This window comes from Streptomyces desertarenae, assembly GCF_042681365.1.
Lineage (GTDB): Bacteria > Actinomycetota > Actinomycetes > Streptomycetales > Streptomycetaceae > Streptomyces > Streptomyces desertarenae.
In genome coordinates, this window is sequence record NZ_JBHUFU010000008.1 from 264,936 (window position 1) to 280,802 (window position 15,867).

At 76.9% G+C, this 15,867-nt stretch carries 11 protein-coding genes, 1 tRNA gene and 1 pseudogene; 5 read left to right on the forward strand and 8 right to left on the reverse strand.

The genetic code is table 11. The annotated features are described in order from the left end of the window. Positions 1 to 1,050 (reverse strand): EamA family transporter, encoded by a 1,050-nt coding sequence (locus ACFSJS_RS15855; RefSeq protein ID WP_380900755.1) that lies wholly within the window; start codon positions 1,048 to 1,050, stop codon positions 1 to 3. Between the two features lie 30 nt (positions 1,051 to 1,080). After that, a complete protein-coding gene (locus tag ACFSJS_RS15860; RefSeq protein WP_380900757.1) occupies positions 1,081 to 1,632 on the reverse strand; it encodes a peptidase in 552 nt (183 codons plus the stop codon). A gap of 240 nt (positions 1,633 to 1,872) precedes the next feature. Here ACFSJS_RS15860 and ACFSJS_RS15865 point away from each other — a divergent pair, with 240 nt between their 5' ends. From ACFSJS_RS15865 to fdh, 3 genes are all read left to right on the forward strand, one after another. Continuing rightward, complete coding sequence (locus ACFSJS_RS15865; RefSeq protein WP_380900759.1) at positions 1,873 to 2,925, forward strand: 4Fe-4S dicluster domain-containing protein; 1,053 nt, start codon at positions 1,873 to 1,875, stop codon at positions 2,923 to 2,925. A gap of 170 nt (positions 2,926 to 3,095) precedes the next feature. After that, the gene (nrfD, locus tag ACFSJS_RS15870) at positions 3,096 to 4,067 is read left to right on the forward strand and encodes an NrfD/PsrC family molybdoenzyme membrane anchor subunit (RefSeq protein WP_380900828.1); all 972 of its coding nucleotides are present in this window, start codon (positions 3,096 to 3,098) and stop codon (positions 4,065 to 4,067) included. Between the two features lie 87 nt (positions 4,068 to 4,154). Beyond that, positions 4,155 to 7,430 (forward strand): formate dehydrogenase, encoded by a 3,276-nt coding sequence (fdh, locus tag ACFSJS_RS15875; RefSeq protein WP_380900761.1) that lies wholly within the window; start codon positions 4,155 to 4,157, stop codon positions 7,428 to 7,430. Positions 7,431 to 7,479: 49 nt separating this feature from the next. Here fdh and ACFSJS_RS15880 read toward each other — a convergent pair whose 3' ends face one another. After that, positions 7,480 to 8,688 (reverse strand): ABC transporter substrate-binding protein, encoded by a 1,209-nt coding sequence (locus ACFSJS_RS15880; RefSeq protein WP_380900763.1) that lies wholly within the window; start codon positions 8,686 to 8,688, stop codon positions 7,480 to 7,482. A 212-nt stretch (positions 8,689 to 8,900) separates the two neighbouring features. After that, positions 8,901 to 9,950, reverse strand: a complete 1,050-nt coding sequence (selD, locus tag ACFSJS_RS15885; RefSeq protein ID WP_380900765.1) for a selenide, water dikinase SelD — start codon at positions 9,948 to 9,950, stop codon at positions 8,901 to 8,903. 168 nt (positions 9,951 to 10,118) lie between these two features. On the opposite strand from selD, the gene ACFSJS_RS15890 reads away from it, so the two are divergent. After that, positions 10,119 to 10,214, forward strand: a tRNA-Sec gene (locus ACFSJS_RS15890). A gap of 71 nt (positions 10,215 to 10,285) precedes the next feature. Here the strand turns inward: ACFSJS_RS15890 and ACFSJS_RS15895 are convergent. The 4 genes and pseudogenes from ACFSJS_RS15895 to ACFSJS_RS15910 all read right to left on the reverse strand — a co-directional run bounded on the left by ACFSJS_RS15895 (position 10,286) and on the right by ACFSJS_RS15910 (position 14,913). Beyond that, the gene (locus tag ACFSJS_RS15895; protein WP_380900767.1) at positions 10,286 to 10,843 is read right to left on the reverse strand and encodes a DoxX family protein; all 558 of its coding nucleotides are present in this window, start codon (positions 10,841 to 10,843) and stop codon (positions 10,286 to 10,288) included. A gap of 139 nt (positions 10,844 to 10,982) precedes the next feature. Further along, positions 10,983 to 12,809 (reverse strand): selenocysteine-specific translation elongation factor, encoded by a 1,827-nt coding sequence (gene selB, locus ACFSJS_RS15900; RefSeq protein ID WP_380900830.1) that lies wholly within the window; start codon positions 12,807 to 12,809, stop codon positions 10,983 to 10,985. Between the two features lie 8 nt (positions 12,810 to 12,817). Next, positions 12,818 to 14,173 carry an L-seryl-tRNA(Sec) selenium transferase gene (gene selA / locus ACFSJS_RS15905; protein ID WP_380900769.1) on the reverse strand — a complete coding sequence of 452 codons (1,356 nt, stop codon included), beginning with the start codon at positions 14,171 to 14,173 and terminating at the stop codon, positions 12,818 to 12,820. 202 nt (positions 14,174 to 14,375) lie between these two features. Next, positions 14,376 to 14,913: pseudogene (locus ACFSJS_RS15910) on the reverse strand (PadR family transcriptional regulator). A 42-nt stretch (positions 14,914 to 14,955) separates the two neighbouring features. Between ACFSJS_RS15910 and ACFSJS_RS15915 the strand changes: the two are divergent. Next, the gene (locus ACFSJS_RS15915) at positions 14,956 to 15,777 is read left to right on the forward strand and encodes a PhzF family phenazine biosynthesis protein (RefSeq protein ID WP_380900771.1); all 822 of its coding nucleotides are present in this window, start codon (positions 14,956 to 14,958) and stop codon (positions 15,775 to 15,777) included. Positions 15,778 to 15,867: the final 90 nt, after the last annotated feature.

Sequence of the window (15,867 nt, forward strand, 5' to 3'; positions counted from 1 at the left end):
CTACGAGGCCGGGGCCCCGGTGGACAACCGCTGCTCCCCGCCGTCGTCCCCGCTCCCCCGCCCCCGGCCGTCCCCGGCCCCCGACGGCCCGCTCCCCGCCGCCGGCGCGGCAGCCGACGGCGCCGGGGTGGCGCGCTGCGCCACGAACGCCCCCACGAGCACCACCGCGCCCCCGAACACCTGCACCGCGGACAGGTGCTCCCCCAGCAGCACCCAGGCCAGCACGGTCGCCACCACCGCCTCCAGGCAGGCCACCACCCCCGCCACCTGCGGCGAGAGTCGACGCACCGAGACCACCCCGGTCACATAGGCGGCGACGGTCGCCACCAGCACGATCCACGCCAGCAGCACGACCGCGGGCACCTGGGCACCGGCCAGGACCACCCGGCCGGCCGGCACCGCCCAGTCCATCCGCCAGGGGCGGGCGACGACGGTGAGCACCAGGGCACCGAACAGCAGTCCGTAGGCGATGACGCCCAGCGGATCGGGCGCCTTTCCGCCGCCGGGCGCCGTGCCGTGGTCGGAGAGCACGAAGTAGCCGACCTGGCAGCACGCCGCGCCCAGTGCGAGCAGCAGCCCCACGGGATCGAAGCCGAGCCCGGACCAGATCTCCACCACACACGCCAGCCCGCCGACGGCCAGCACCACTCCCGCCCCCGCGGCCCGGCCGACCGGCCGCCGGCGCACGAAGCGCACCCAGCCCAGCACCAGCGCGGGCGCCAGGTACTCCACCAGCAGGGCGACCCCGACCGGGATGCGGGAGATCGCCGCGAAGTAGCACGCCTGCACGCCGGCCACGGCCAGCAGCCCGAAACCGGCCAGCAGGGCCGGGTGCCGCCGCAGCAGCCCGCGGTGCCGCCAGGCGATCGGCAGCAGGACCAGGGCGGCGCCCGCCACCCTGAGCCAGGTGACGTGCAGCGGTTCCAGACCGGCGGTGATCAGCGGCTTCGCGGCGGGTCCCGACCCGCCGAAGGCGAGGGCCGACACCAGGGCGAGAGTGAGCCCGGCGCTCCTTCCGGAGCCGGGCGACGGCGCTGCGGAGTCGCTCATCCGCCCATGATGGCAGGCAGGACAGGAGCGTCAGCGGCCAGGGGCATGACAGGCTGCCCCGGCGGGGGCGGCCTCCGCGGCCGGCCCCGCCGGGAGGACCCCCGCATGGCGCAGCACCTCCGCGGCCCGGCAGCACGGGTCGGCGACGAGTGCGTCCAGCAGGTCCGTGCCCCCCGCCCGTACGGCGCCCCGCGCCCGCGCCCGGCCCAGCGCCTCCTCCAGGGCCGCCACCGCCGCCGGGGACCAGCCCGTCCCGGCCGGGCGCGCGGGGGCACGGGAGGCGCCGGCGCCGCGCGCCGCCTCCTCCACCGTCCGCTGCCAGCGCAGCCCGTAGCCGATGCTGCGCTGCGCCAGGTAGCCCAGCACCCTCGCCAGCCGGGCCGGACCACCGAGTGCGGCCCGCACCGCGGGATCCGACTCGGCCAGACCGTGCAGCAGGTGGGCGGTGTCGACGTGCCGGTCGCCGCCCCGTCCCGCCCTGCGGCGCGCGCTCGACAGCGCCGCGGCCAGTTCCGGGGAGAACGGGCCGTCGGCGTCCGGTCCCGCACCGGTGGGACCCCGGGACGGCGTACGACTGTGCACGTCTTCCACCTCATCACCCGCTGCGCGCCCCGGCATCCGCGCCAGGGGCCATTCGTCCGTCCCCCGCAGGTCGGGGCGGGCGGCGCGTCGCCTCCTCCTGCGGACGGACACCCGGACGGCCCCCCTCGGGGGCGGACGCGGGACGGACACCCCGTTTCGCCCGGCGGTGCTCCGGGGACCCGTGGCACCACGGGCCGCGGAGGCGGCCGTCCGGAGTGCGCCGGAAGGGAGAAGCGGCACATGACCGACGCCACCGCGCGGAACGAGGGGACCGGACCGCCCGCCGAGGGCGGCCTGCTGTACGGCGTGCAACCGGACGTGGCCGGAGCGGCGGGCCACCGCGACCACCCGCCCCGCCTGGGCTTCTTCACCGACACCTCGATCTGCATCGGCTGCAAGGCGTGCGAGGTGGCGTGCAAGGAGTGGAACGCCGTTCCCGAGGACGGCCTGGAGCTGACGGGCATGTCCTACGACAACTCCCAGGGCCTGAGCGCCTCCACGTGGCGGCACGTCGCCTTCATCGAGCAGCGCAAGCCCCTGGGCGGCCAGGAGCCGGGGGTGCGGCACGACGGCGCGGGCGGCGCGGACGCCCACCCCGAGGCCCTCGACGTCTTCACCGCCGCCGGGCGGCTGGGCACCACCGCCCCCGCGCCCGGCACCCCGGACCGGGACGGGACGGACGCCCCCTCGGGGGAGATCTCCCCCGTGGCGCCCGACGGACGCACCGAGCTGCGCTGGCTCATGGCCTCCGACGTCTGCAAGCACTGCACCCACGCCGCCTGCCTGGACGTGTGCCCCACCGGCGCGCTGTTCCGCACCGAGTTCGGCACCGTCGTCGTCCAGGAGGACGTCTGCAACGGCTGCGGCTACTGCGTCCCCGCCTGCCCCTACGGTGTGATCGACCAGCGCCGGGAGGACGGCCGGGCCTGGAAGTGCACCCTGTGCTACGACCGGCTGGGCGTGGGGATGGAGCCGGCCTGCGCCAAGGCGTGCCCCACCGACTCCATCCAGTTCGGCCCGCTGGAGGAGCTGCGGGAGCGGGCCGCCGCCCGGGTGGCGCAACTGCACGCCGCCGGGGTCCCCGACGCGCGGCTGTACGGCGAGGACCCCTCGGACGGTGTCGGCGGCGACGGCGCCTTCTTCCTGCTGCTGGACGAACCGGAGGTCTACGGCCTGCCGCCCGACCCGGTGGTGACCACCCGCGACCTTCCCTCGATGTGGCGGCACGCGGCGGCGGCCGCCGCCGCCATGGCCGCCGGCGTGGCCGCCTGCTTCGTGGGGAGGCGCCGGTGAGGACCCCGGGATCGCACCCCGGCCCGGCCGGTCCCGAAGGTCCCGGCGGCCCCGGCCGTCCCGGCGGCCCCGGCGGCCGGGAAGCGGACGGCGGACGCTCCGGCAGGACCGCCCCCACCGGCCAGGGCGGCGGCAGGCGGCGCCGCGGACGCCGGCGCGGCGAGCAACCCGTGGTGCCGGAGGCGGAGTTCACCTCCTACTACGGACTCCCCGTCCTCAACCGGCCCACCTGGAAGGCCCTCGACATCGCGGGCTACCTCTTCCTGGGCGGCCTGGCCGGCGGCTCGTCGCTCCTGGCGGCCGGCGCGCACGCCACCGGGCGCCGCGCCCTGGCCCGTTCGGCGAAGCTCGGGGCGCTGGGCGCCATCTCCGCCTCCACCGTGGCCCTGATCCACGACCTGGGGCGCCCGGAGCGCTTCTACAACATGCTGCGCGTCGCCAAGCCCACCTCCCCCATGAGCGTGGGCACCTGGATCCTGGCCGGTTACGGCCCGCTGGCCGGGATCGCCGCCGTGACCGAGGCGGCCGGCCGGTTCCGGCGCACCGGCGCCGCGGCCACCGCGGGCGCGGCGCTGCTCGGCCCGGCGGTCGCCTCCTACACCGCCGTACTGGTCGCCGACACGGCCGTGCCGTCCTGGCACGAGGGCTACCGCGAGCTGCCGTTCGTGTTCACCGGCTCGGGGACGGCCGCGGCCGGCGGACTGGGCATGCTCGCCGCCCCCGTGGCGCAGGCGGCACCCGCGCGCCGGGCCGCCGCCCTCGGCGCCGTGCTCGAACTGTGCGCCACCGAGGTGATGACCCGCCGCATGGGCCTGGCCGCCGAGCCGCTGCAGCGCGGGCGCGCGGGGCTGCTGATGCGCGCCTCCACGGTGCTCACCGCGGCCGGCGCCGCCGCGGGCCTGCTGGCCGGGCACCGCAGCCGCACCGCGGCCGCCCTCTCCGGGGCGGCCCTGCTGGCCGGTTCGGCGGCCCTGCGGTTCGGGGTCTTCCACGCGGGCGTGGCCTCCGCCGAGGATCCCAAGTACACGGTCGTCCCGCAGCGCGAACGGCTGCGGGAGCGGGAGCGCCGGCGGGACGGCGGGACCGGCGGGACGGGCGGCGGTTTGGCCGAGGGCTCCCCGGGTACTCCGGAGAACCGGTGACAGGGATCCTCCGCCGCCCCTCCGGGGGCGGCGGCGCGGGCGCCCGCACAGAGGCACGAGGCGCGACGGGACACGAGAGGAGCGGCCGTGGGCATCCGAACCTGGATCGAGTCCTGGCCCGTCTACCGTCAGCTCACCGGTGACGACCCGCTGGGGCGCGGCGCCGCAGCGCAGAGCCGTCCCACCGCGGAGCTCGGCTCCAGGACTGCCACCGCCGACAAGGTGGTGAAGTCCGTCTGCCCGTACTGCGCCGTCGGCTGCGGCCAGAACGTCTACGTCGAGGACGGGAGGGTCACCCAGATCGAGGGCGACCCGGACTCCCCCGTCTCCCGGGGCCGGCTGTGCCCCAAGGGCTCCGCCTCCCTCCAGCTGACCACCGGCCCGGCCCGCGCCGACCGCGTCCTCTACCGACGCCCGCACGGCACGGAGTGGGAGCGGCTGGACCTGGACACGGCGATGGACATGATCGCCGACCGGGTGCTCGCGGCCCGCCGGGCGGGCTGGCAGTGGGAGCACCACGGCGAACGGGTGCGGCGCACCATGGGCTTCGCGCACCTGGGCGGCGCGGCGCTCGACAACGAGGAGAACTACCTGATCAAGAAGCTGTTCACGGCGCTGGGAGCCGTGCAGATCGAGAACCAGGCCCGTATTTGACACTCCTCCACCGTCCCCGGTCTGGGGACCTCGTTCGGGCGCGGCGGCGCCAGCACCTTCCAGCAGGACCTGGCCAACTCCGACTGCATCGTCATCCAGGGCTCGAACATGGCCGAGTGCCACCCGGTCGGGTTCCAGTGGGTGATGGAGGCCAAGGCCCGCGGCGCGAAGGTGATCCACGTCGACCCGCGGTTCACCCGCACCAGCGCCCTGGCCGACGTGCACGTCCCGCTGCGCGCGGGCAGTGACGTCGCGTTCCTCGGCGGGATCGTCAACCACGTCCTGCGGAACGAGAAGTACTTCCGCGAGTACCTGGTGGCGTACACCAACGCCCCGGTGATCCTGCGCGAGGACTTCCGCGGCACCGAGGACCTCGACGGCGTTTTCTCCGGCCTGGACCCGGACCGGCGCATGTACGACGCGTCCACCTGGCAGTACGAGGGGATGGCGCCCCAGGCGGCCTCCGGTCACCGCGAGGAGCACTACCCGTCGGCCACCGAGGACGGCGACGAGGAGGAGGGCGGCCGGGTCTCCGGCGAGGCCCGCGGCGAGGCGCACGGCTCCGGCGGCGCCGACCCCGGCGAGGGGCGGCCGCCCCGGGACGAGACGCTCTCCCACCCCCGGTGCGTCTTCCAGGTGCTCAAGCGGCACTTCGCCCGCTACACGCCGGAGGTGGTCGAGGAGACCTGCGGCGTGCCCCGGGACCTGTTCGCCAGGGTCTGCGAGATGGTCACCGAGAACTCCGGCCGGGACCGCACCACCGCCATCGCCTACGCCGTCGGCTGGACGCAGCACACCACCGGCGTGCAGAACATCCGGGCCGCGGCGATCCTCCAGACCCTGCTGGGCAACATGGGGCGCCCGGGCGGCGGCATCCTGGCCCTGCGCGGCCACGCCTCCATCCAGGGGTCGAGCGACATCCCGACGCTGTTCAATCTGCTGCCCGGCTACATCCCCATGCCGCACTCCCACACCGGAACCGACCTCGACACGTTCGTCGAGGCGGAGGCGGCCGACAAGGGCTACTGGGGCAACATGCGCGCCTACACCGTCAGCCTGCTCAAGGCCTACTGGGGCGCGGCCGCGACCGCGGAGAACGACTTCTGCTTCGACTACCTGCCCCGCCTGACCGGCACGCACAGCACCTACGAGACGATCCGCGAGCAGCTCGACGGCGTCTGCCGGGGCTACTTCCTGATGGGCGAGAACCCGGCGGTCGGCTCGGCCAACGCCCGGCTCCAGCGGCTGGCCATGGCGAACCTGGACTGGCTGGTGGTGCGCGACTTCTCCCTGATCGAGAGCGCCACCTGGTGGAAGGACGGCCCGGAGATCGAGACGGGCGAACTGCGCACCGAGGACATCGCCACCGAGGTGTTCTTCCTCCCCGCCGCCTCGCACACCGAGAAGGACGGCAGCTTCACCAACACCCAGCGCATGCTCCAGTGGCACTACCAGGCGGTGGAGCCGAAGGGCGAGGCGCGCAGCGACCTGTGGTTCATGTACCACCTGGGGCGGATCATCCGGGAGAAGCTGGCCGGTTCCACCGACGAGGCGGACCGCCCCGTCCTCGACCTGACCTGGGACTACCCGGTGCACGGCGAGATCGCCGAGCCGGACGCCGAGGCGGTGCTCGCCGAGATCAACGGCTTCGACTCCCAGGGCCGGCCGCTGTCCGCCTACACCCAGCTGAAGGACGACGGCTCCACCTCCTGCGGCTGCTGGATCTACTGCGGCGTCCGCGCGGACGGCGTCAACCAGGCCGCCCGCCGCAAACCCGGCAGCGAGCAGAGCTGGGTCGCCCCCGAGTGGGGCTGGGCCTGGCCCGCCAACCGGCGGATCCTGTACAACCGGGCGTCGGCCGACCCCGAGGGCCGGCCGTGGAGCGAGCGCAAGGCGCTGGTGTGGTGGGACGCCGACCAGGGTCGCTGGACCGGCCACGACGTCCCCGACTTCCCCGCCACCACCCCGCCGGACCACGTGCCGCCGGAGGGCGCCAGGGGCCCGGAGGCCCTGTCGGGCACGGACGCCTTCGTGATGCAGGCGGACGGCAAGGCGTGGCTGTACGTGCCCACGGGCCTGCTGGACGGCCCGCTGCCGGCGCACTACGAGCCGCAGGAGTCGCCGGTCGCCAACCCCCTGTACGGGCAGCAGCGCAACCCGGTGCGGAAGTTCCCGGTGACGCACCCGGCCAACCGCTACCAGCCCGGCGGCGCCGAGCCCGGCTCGGACGTCTTCCCCTACGTGGCGACCACCTACCGGCTCACCGAGCACCACACCGCGGGCGGCATGTCCCGGTGGCAGCCGTACCTGGCCGAGCTCCAGCCGGAGTTCTTCTGCGAGGTCTCCCCCGAACTGGCGGCCGAGCGGGGGCTGGAGCACCTGGGGTGGGCGACGGTGGTCAGCGCCCGCACCGCGATCGAGGCGAGGGTGCTGGTGACCGACCGGATCGCGCCGGTGCGGGTGCGGGGCCGGCCGCTGCACCAGATCGGCCTCCCCTACCACTGGGGGCCCAACGGCTACACGCGCGGGGACGCGGCGAACGAGCTGGTCCACCTGGCCGTCGACCCCAACGTGCACATCCAGGAGACCAAGGCACTGGCCTGCGACATCCGGCCGGGGCGCCGGCCGCGCGGCCCGGCGCTCCTGGAGCTGCTGCGCGAGTACCGGATGCGGGCGGGCATCACCGAGCACACCGGCACCGGGATGTGACGGGGCGCCGCCCGCGCGCGGGCGGACGGGCCGCGCTCCGGCCGCCCGGTCAGGCCGACGGTACGAGGTCGCCGTCGGGGGACAGCCCCTCGACCCGCCGGCTGGCCACGGTGCGCAGCTCCCAGTCGTGCCTGCGGCCCGGTTGCCACTGCCCCCCGGCCAGCCGCACGGTGGCGACGTTGGGGACGGGGCCGGCGGTCCAGTCGAGCGGTCCGGCGACGGTCTCCAGGCGGGCCCTGCCCAGTGCCTCCGCCACCGAGGCCGGCTGCGTGGGGTCGTCCGCCGTCGCCAGGGCGTGCGCGGCCACCTCGAACAGGGCATGGGCCAGTCCGAGCGGCTGGAGCCACTGCCGGCCGGTGCCCTGCTCGTACGCCTCGGCCAGCTCCGCCGCGCTCGTCCCGTCGAGCGAGGAGCGGTAGGGGTGGTTCGGGGTCCAGTAGACCAGCGTCGCCACGTTCGCCTGGGCGGGCCGCTCCCCCGCGCCCGTGGTCGTGGGCGGGTAGGCCAGCCAGCGCGAGCAGGTGATCAGCTTCGGGCGCAGGCCCCGCTCCGCCGCCTGCGTCCGGAACAGCGCCAGGTCCCTCCCCGTGGCCGCGCTGGTGACGATGTCCACGCCCCCGGTCCCGAACGCCTCCAGGTGCGTGTCGAACCCGTCCGCGGGCTCGCGATAGCCGGCCGGGTCGAGGAGGCGGTGCCCGCGGGCGCGGGCCACGGGCGCGAAGCCCCGTTCGGCGTGGCGCGACCAGTCGCCCTGCGGCCCGTCGTTCCACAGGCAGCCGACCGTCCGCCCCGGGCCGCCGGCGGCCTCCCACAGGTCGGCGAAGGTCTCGGCGATGTCGTCCAGGCCCCAGCAGAAGTGGTAGGTCCAGCGGAACGGCCGCTCCTCCGCGGCTCCCCGGCCGAAGTAGTAGACCTGCCACGGGAAGGTGCTGGAGACGCAGGGGACGCCCTCCTCCTCGCAGGTGTCGGCGACGGCCGGGAGGACCTCCGTGCCGGCCAGGGTCAGCACGATCCGCGCCCCCTCGTCCCGCACCAGCTGCCGTACCGCCTCCCGCGCGCCGTCGGCGCTCGAACGGCTGTCCCTGCCGGCGACGCGCACCTCGTGGTGCCGCCCGCCGTTGCGGATCCGGCGCAGCTCGGGCTCCAGCCGGGACATGACGAACTCCAGCGGGTCGCCCAGTTTCACCAGCCGTCCCGTCCGCGCGACCACCACGCCGATGGTGAGGGCCCCTCCGGTCCCGCTGCCCGTCGTCCCCATGACACACCCTTCCGTCGAACCGGACATCACACCCGGTCAAACCGCGGCCGTGGGCGGGTGTCACGCCCCGGCGCGGGGAGCGTGGCGTGAAACCACGGATGGCGCGGCGTGCGGACGCCGTGGACGGCGGCCGCGCTCCGGCGGGCGCGCCGGGGTGCGGTGGGCGAAGGCGGCGTGCGGCAAGCGCTCCGCCCCTCCTCCTCGGTGGGGTGTCAGCGGATCACCAGGGTCTGCTCCCCGGGCGCGACCAGTTCGCCGATCACGGGCGCTCCCGGCACCTCCCCCGCCACCAGCAGGCCGCCGGAGGTCTGGGCGTCGGCCAGCAGCAGCCGGGTGTGCTCGTCCGCCGCCCCGAAGTCGGTGTGCGGGGCGACCCAGTCGAGGTTGCGGCGGGTGCCCCCGCTGACGTAGCCGTCGCGGACGGCCTCCCGGGCCCCGTCCAGGTAGGGGACGGCGGCGGAGTCCACCACGGCGGTCACCCTGGAGGCGCGGGCCAGTTTGTACAGGTGGCCCAGCAGCCCGAAACCGGTGACGTCGGTGGCGCACCGGAGGCCCGCCGCGACGGCCGCCTCGGAGGCGTCCCGGTTGAGGGCGGCCATGGTCTCCACGGCGTGGTCGAACACCTCGCCGGTGGCCTTGTGCCGGTTGTTGAGCACGCCCACGCCGAGCGGCTTGGTCAGCGACAGCGGCAGCCCCGGCCGTCCGGCGTCGTTGCGCAGCAGCCCGTCCGGGTCGGCGATCCCGGTGACCGCCATGCCGTACTTGGGCTCGACGTCGTCGACGCTGTGACCGCCGCCGACGTGGCACCCCGCCTGCGCGGCGATCTCCAGGCCGCCGCGCAGCACCTCCCGCGCGAGGTCGAACGGCAGCCTCTCCCGGGGCCAGCCCAGCAGGTTCACCGCCACCAGGGGCGTCCCGCCCATGGCGTAGACGTCGGAGAGGGCGTTGGCGGCGGCGATGCGCCCCCAGTGGTAGGGGTCGTCCACCACGGGCGTGAAGAAGTCGGCGGTGGCGATGACGGCGGGGCCGCCCGCCGGACCGGGGAGGCGGACGGCGGCCGCGTCGTCCCCGGTGTCCAGCCCCACCAGCAGCTCGCCCGCCGGGTCGCCCGGAGCGCTCCCCAGCAGTCCGGCCACGGCCTCCTCCAGCTCGCCGGGAGGGATCTTGCAGGCGCAGCCGCCGCCGTGCGCGTACCGCGTCAGCCGCACCGGGCCCTCTTCCCCGCGGGCCTCCCCGCCGGCCGTCCCGCCTCGGGTGTACATCGCGCTCCCCTCTCGCCCGGACCGGGCCGGGCGCCCTCCACCGGATCCGGCCGGGTGTCGCGGCACCGACTGCCCCGGCGGCGCGGGCCGAAACGCCCGGCGGGGAGATTGACTCCCTCCCGGGACCGGGCTTGGATGGTCCGCGTCCGGGCACGAGTGTCCCGGCAGGGAGGCGTAAGGGTGCCTGGTGGCCCCCCCGGTCTTCAAAACCGAGGTGCCCGAGGATCTCGGGCAGGTGGGTTCGATTCCCATCCGCCTCCGCCATCCGCCCTCCGCGCTGCCCGTTCCGCGTGCGTCCCCGCCGGGGCGGCCGGTCCGGGGCGGCGCCGGAGTCGTCAGCCCGGGACGTTCCCGGCGCCGGGGGGCGCCGCCTGCTCGGGACCGTTGCCCAGCGCCCCGGCCCGGCGGCGCAGGACGACGGAGGCGGCCGCGGCCGTCACCGTGAAGGCCGCGGCCATCACCCAGGGCCGGTTGAGGCGGTGGCCCAGCGCGTGGTCCAGGGAGTAGCGGCCCGGCCCGGCGATGCCGAGGCAGGCGGCGGCGAACCCGAGGAAGGCCGGGTACTCGTAGCCGCCCTCGGTGACGAAGAACCCCGCCGGGGCGTGGACCGAGACCGCACCCGCCATGGCTCCCGCGACCGCCGCGCCGGCGGCCGGAGTGGCCAGGCCGACGGCCAGCAGCGCACCGCCGCCCGCCTCGGCGGCCCCCGCGGCGAGCGCGCTCTGCCGGCCGGGCCGGAAGCCCATCTGCTCCATCGCGTCCTGCGTGCCCTCCAGCCCGTGCCCGCCGAACCAGCCGAAGAGCTTCTGGGCGCCGTGGGCGAACAGGACGCCGCCGGTGCCCGCCCGCAGGACGAGCAGTCCCAGGTCGGTGCGGCGGTTCGGCTTCGGCATGGGGATCACCTCTCGACGGCTCTCGGCGGCCGGCCTCCCCTCCAGCCTCCGGGCTCCACCCCGGTCCCACCACCCGCGCGGTCCGTTCGGGGCACCCCGCCCGGCGGCGGAGCGCCGTCCGGGGCGGGGGCGGCGGTGCTCAGCGCGCGTCCGCCGAGGCGGCCGGATCGCAGCGGCGCAGGGTGCCGTCCAGGCGGACCGTCAGGCCGCGGGCGTCCAGGTGCTCCAGCAGCGGGATCACCACCCGGCGCGTGGTGTCCAGCGCGCGCCGGGCCTCGCTGGTGGTGAACGGCTGCTCCAGCCGGGCCAGGAGCGCGGCGGCCTCGGTGTCGGCGCCGGGCAGCAGCACGATGCCGTCGCCGACCCTCAGCAGGGCGCCCGCCGCGACGGCCGCGGCGACCACGCCCGGCGTCAGGCCGAGCTCGGCCAGCCGGCGGGCCTCCGGGGCGCGGAAGGGCGCGCGGCGCAGCTCGGCCCGGACGGCGTCGACCGCCCGCCGCACCGGGGGCGGCAGCTGCGGCCGGGCGCTGCGGCCGTAGAGCCGTCCGTCGCGCTGCCGCACGCGCGGCCCGCCCCCGTCCGCGCCCCCGGCGTCCGGCGCGGTGTCCACCAGCGCCTGGACGAGGGAGCGTTCGGGCAGGCCGAGGGCGCGGCGGGCGGCCTCGACGGGCAGCCCGGGGTCCATCGGACGGCGGGCGGCGTGCTCCTCCACCGCCTCGGCCAGACGCCGTCGCAGCCGCGCCCAGTGGCCGGGGTCGGCGAGCCAGTCCCCCGCGACGGGTTCCGCCGGGGCGAGCACCCCCATGGCCAGCAGCTCGGCGCGGCGCACCAGCCCGCGGCGGCGCAGCTCGGCCGCACCGTCCGGGGCGCCGGTCACCGCCTCCAGGTCGCGGGCCCGCGCCCGTCCGGCACCGCGCCGCTCCAGCCGGGGCGGGCGGACGTCGAGCACGGTGAGCCCGGCGGGGATCCGGTGCCTGCCGGGGTCGCGCAGCAGTGCGGTGTCGCCCGTCCGCAGCGGCAGCGGGCGCTCCAGCGTCAGGCGGGCGGTGTCGGACCCCAGCGGCCGGACGGTGGCGGGCACGGCGGCGGACCCGGCGTGCAGGACGAGGTGCCGGGGCAGGTCGGCCGCCGGGTCGCCGTGCAGCCGCACGTCCAGCACGGCGGTGGTGAGCCACCGCCCGGGGGTGAGCAGGGCGTCGCCCCTCCGCAGGGCGCCGGCGGCGGCGCCGTGGACGTTGAGCGCGACGCGGGCGACCGCGCCCACCTCCTCGCGGTCCTGCTGCAGGGACTGCAGGCCGCGGACGCGGAGGGCCGCGCCGCCGGGGGTCCCGGAGGACGACGGCACCAGGCGGTCGCCGGCGCGGACCGTGCCCGCGGCGAGCGTGCCGGTGACCACGGTGCCGCGGCCGCGCACCGTGAACGCCCGGTCCACCCACAGCCTCACGTCGGCGGCCCGGTCCGGCGCGGGCAGGGCGGCGGTCAGCCGGGACAGGGCGGCGCGCAGCCCGTCCAGTCCCTCGCCGGTGACGGAGCTGACGGCCACCGCCTCGACCTTCCCGAGCGAGGTCTCGGCGATCCTGGCGAGCGCGTCCCGGCGGACCGGGGCCGGGTCGGCGAGGTCGCTGCGGGTGACGGCGAGCACGCCGTGCCGCACCCGCAGGGCGTCCAGGACGGCCAGGTGCTCCTCGGACTGCGGCTGCCATCCCTGGTCGGCGGCGACCACCAGCAGCACGGCGGGGACGGGCCCGACGCCGGCGAGCATGTTGCCGACCAGCTTCTCGTGGCCGGGGACGTCGACGAAGGCGACCGTCCCGCCGCCGGGCAGCTCCGTCCACACGAAGCCCAGGTCGAGGGTGAGGCCGCGGCGGCGCTCCTCCTCCCAGCGGTCGGGCTCCATGCCGGTGAGGGCGCGGACGAGGGAGGACTTGCCGTGATCGACGTGTCCGGCGGTGGCGACGACGTGCACCGGCGCGCTCACCCCTCCCCGCCGGCCGCGGCGGACGCGCCCGCCCGCCGGACGGCCTCGGCCAGGTCCGCGTCCCGTTCCGCGGGGACGGTGCGCAGGTCCAGCAGGCAGCGTCCGTCCTCGAGGTAGCCCAGGACGGCGGGGGTGCCCCGGCGCAGGGCCGCGGCGTACCCCCCGGGCAGGGACAGGGCCGCGCTGGGCAGGGTGACGCCGGGGGCCCCTCCTCCGCCGACGGCGGCCTCGCTGTCCACGGCGCGGGCGTCGACGTCCGCGCCGCGCAGCCCGGCGGCCAGGCGTTCGGCGCGCTCCCGCAACCGCCGGGGGTCGGCGTGCAGCATGGCGTGGACGGGTGTCTCCGGGCCGCGCACGGTGGCCTCCAGGGCGGCCAGGGTGAGCTTGTCGACGCGCAGCGCGCGGGCCAGGGGGTGGCGGGACAGGCGGCGCACGAGGTCGGCGCGGCCGAGGACCAGGCCGCACTGCGGTCCGCCCAGGAGCTTGTCGCCGCTGGCGGTGACCAGGGACGCGCCGGCGCGCAGCCAGGTGGCGGCGTCCGGCTCGCCGGGCAGCGCGGGGTCGGGCCGCAGCAGTCCGGAACCGATGTCGGCGACCACCGGGACGTCGAGGCGGGCCAGTTCGGCGACGGTGGCCGACCGGGTGAAGCCGGTGATGCGGAAGTTGGAGGGGTGGACCTTCAGCACGAAGCCGGTGCCGGGGCCGATCGCCGCCGCGTAGTCGTCGGCGGTGGTGCGGTTGGTGGTGCCGACCTCGCGCAGCCGGGCGCCGGTGGAGACCAGCAGGTCCGGGAGGCGGAACCCGTCGCCGATCTCGACCATCTCGCCCCGGCTGACGACGATCTCCCTCCCCGCCGCGAGCGCGGTCGCGGCCAGCACCAGGGCGGCCGCGCCGTTGTTGACGACGTGGGCGGCCTCCGCGTCCGGAACGGCCTCGGCCAGGGCCGCCAGGACCGAGGCGCCGCGCCGGGAGCGGACGCCGGTGGCCAGGTCGAGTTCCACGTCGGTGGGTCCGCAGGCGGCGCCGATCGCCTCCCGGGCGGCCTCCGACAGCGGTGCGCGGCCGAGGTTGGTGTGGAGCAGGACGCCGGTGGCGTTGAGCACCGGGCGCAGCCCCCCGGCCGTCTCCGGCAGGGCGGCGGCCGCGGCGTCGGCGACGGCCTCCGGCGGGATCTCCCCTTCGCGGGCCCGCTCCAGGGCCCCGGTGACGGCCGACTTCACCAAGGAGCGGCCCAGGCGGCCGGCGGCACCGGCCAGGCGGGGGTCGGCGAGCACCGCGTCCGTGCGGGGGAGGCGGCGCCGCGGGTCCCGGCCCGCCCCTTCCGCCGTCGTGGTCGTGGTCTCGCGGTCCATCCGATGCCCTCCAGCCGGACGCGGTACGAGTGCGGGCCCGCCCGTCCGCCGTTCGGGCGACGGCCGTCCCGGCGCGACGTGGGGCGTCGGCCAGGATAGGCGTGCGGGAACCGGTGGCGGTGGCGGCACACCGTCCCGGCCGGTTCTCCGTCCCTCCCCGCCGCCCCCGTCCCGGTCCGGCGCTCCCCGCCGGGGCGGCCGGTCAGTCCTCCTCGGCGAGGATGCGGTGGAGCCGCCCGCGCGCGTCGTCGACGGCGAGCGCCTTCCGGCGCTGTCCGGGCGTGCCGGTGGTCCAGAGCCGGCGGAAGGTCCCGAAGAACCCGGCGCCCGCCGTGCGGGCCCCGGCCGACACCCCGGCCGGCCTCCTCCCAGGGCGCCTCGGGGCCGTTCGCGGCCTCGGCGCGGCCGTCCCCGGTGAGCGGGAAGGTCTTTCTGCCCCCGTCGCCGGTGACGGCGACGGGCCCCTCGTCCTCCAGGAGCCGGAGGGTGGGGCAGACGGAGCCGGGGCCGGGCTTCCAGGCTCCGCCGCTGCGCTCGGTGATCTCCTGGATCATCCCGTAGCCGTGCGTGGGCCGGTCGGCGAGCAGGGCGAGGAGCGAGGCCCGCACGTCACCGCGGCGGGCCCGTCCGCGCGGCCCGCCGAACGAGCTGCCACGGTCGCTCGCCGATCGGCTTCGACATTCCAGCGATGTACCGCAGGGATGCCGCCGGCACGGTGCCGGAGGCCACCCGACCGCCATTGGCCGTGGCCGGCCCCGTCCGGTGCTCCTACTCTGACGATCATGAGGATTCGCATCGTCGACGCTTTCACCGACCGGCCCTTCACCGGCAACCCGGCCGCCGTCGTGCTCCTGGACTCGGGACCGTTCCCCGGGGACGACCGGCTCCAGAGACTCGCGGCCGAGGTCAACCTCTCCGAGACCGCGTACGCCCGTCCGCTGCCGGAGGACTCCGAGGCCGACTGGGCCCTGCGCTGGTTCACGCCCGCCACCGAGGTCAACCTCTGCGGCCACGCCACCATCGCCACCGCCCACGTCCTGCACTCCACCGGCGCGGCCACCGGCACCGTCCGGTTCGCCACCCGCAGCGGCATCCTCACCGCCACCACGGCGGCCGACGGCTCGGTCACCCTGGACCTCCCCACCGCCCCGCTCACCGAGGTGGAGGTGGACGACGAGGTCCGCGCGGCCCTGGGCGCCGACGTGCTCTCCGCCCACGACACCGGGCCCAACGTGGGCGACCTGCTGGTGGAGCTGGCCGACGAGAAGACCGTGCGCACCCTGTCCCCCGACCTGTCCGCCGTGGCACGGCTGGACCACCAGGGCGTCATCGTCACCGCCCCGGCGGCCGAGGAGGGGGCGCCCTACGACTACGTGTCGCGCTTCTTCGGCCCGGCCGTCGGCATCGACGAGGACCCGGTGACCGGCAGCTCCCACACCGCTCTGGCCCCTCTGTGGTCGGCCCGGTTCGGCCGCGACGAGCTGACCGGCCTCCAGGTGTCGGCCCGCACCGGAGTGGTCCGCACCGCGCTCCGCGGCGACCGCACGCTGCTGACCGGCAGCGCCGTCACCGTCATCGACGGGGACCTGATCGCCGGGCTGTGACCCGCCCGCCCCCGGCCTCACCCCCGCCGTGGCGCGCCGCGTCCCGCGCGCGGCACGGCGGGACCGCGCTGCGGCCGGGAGCGCCAGACC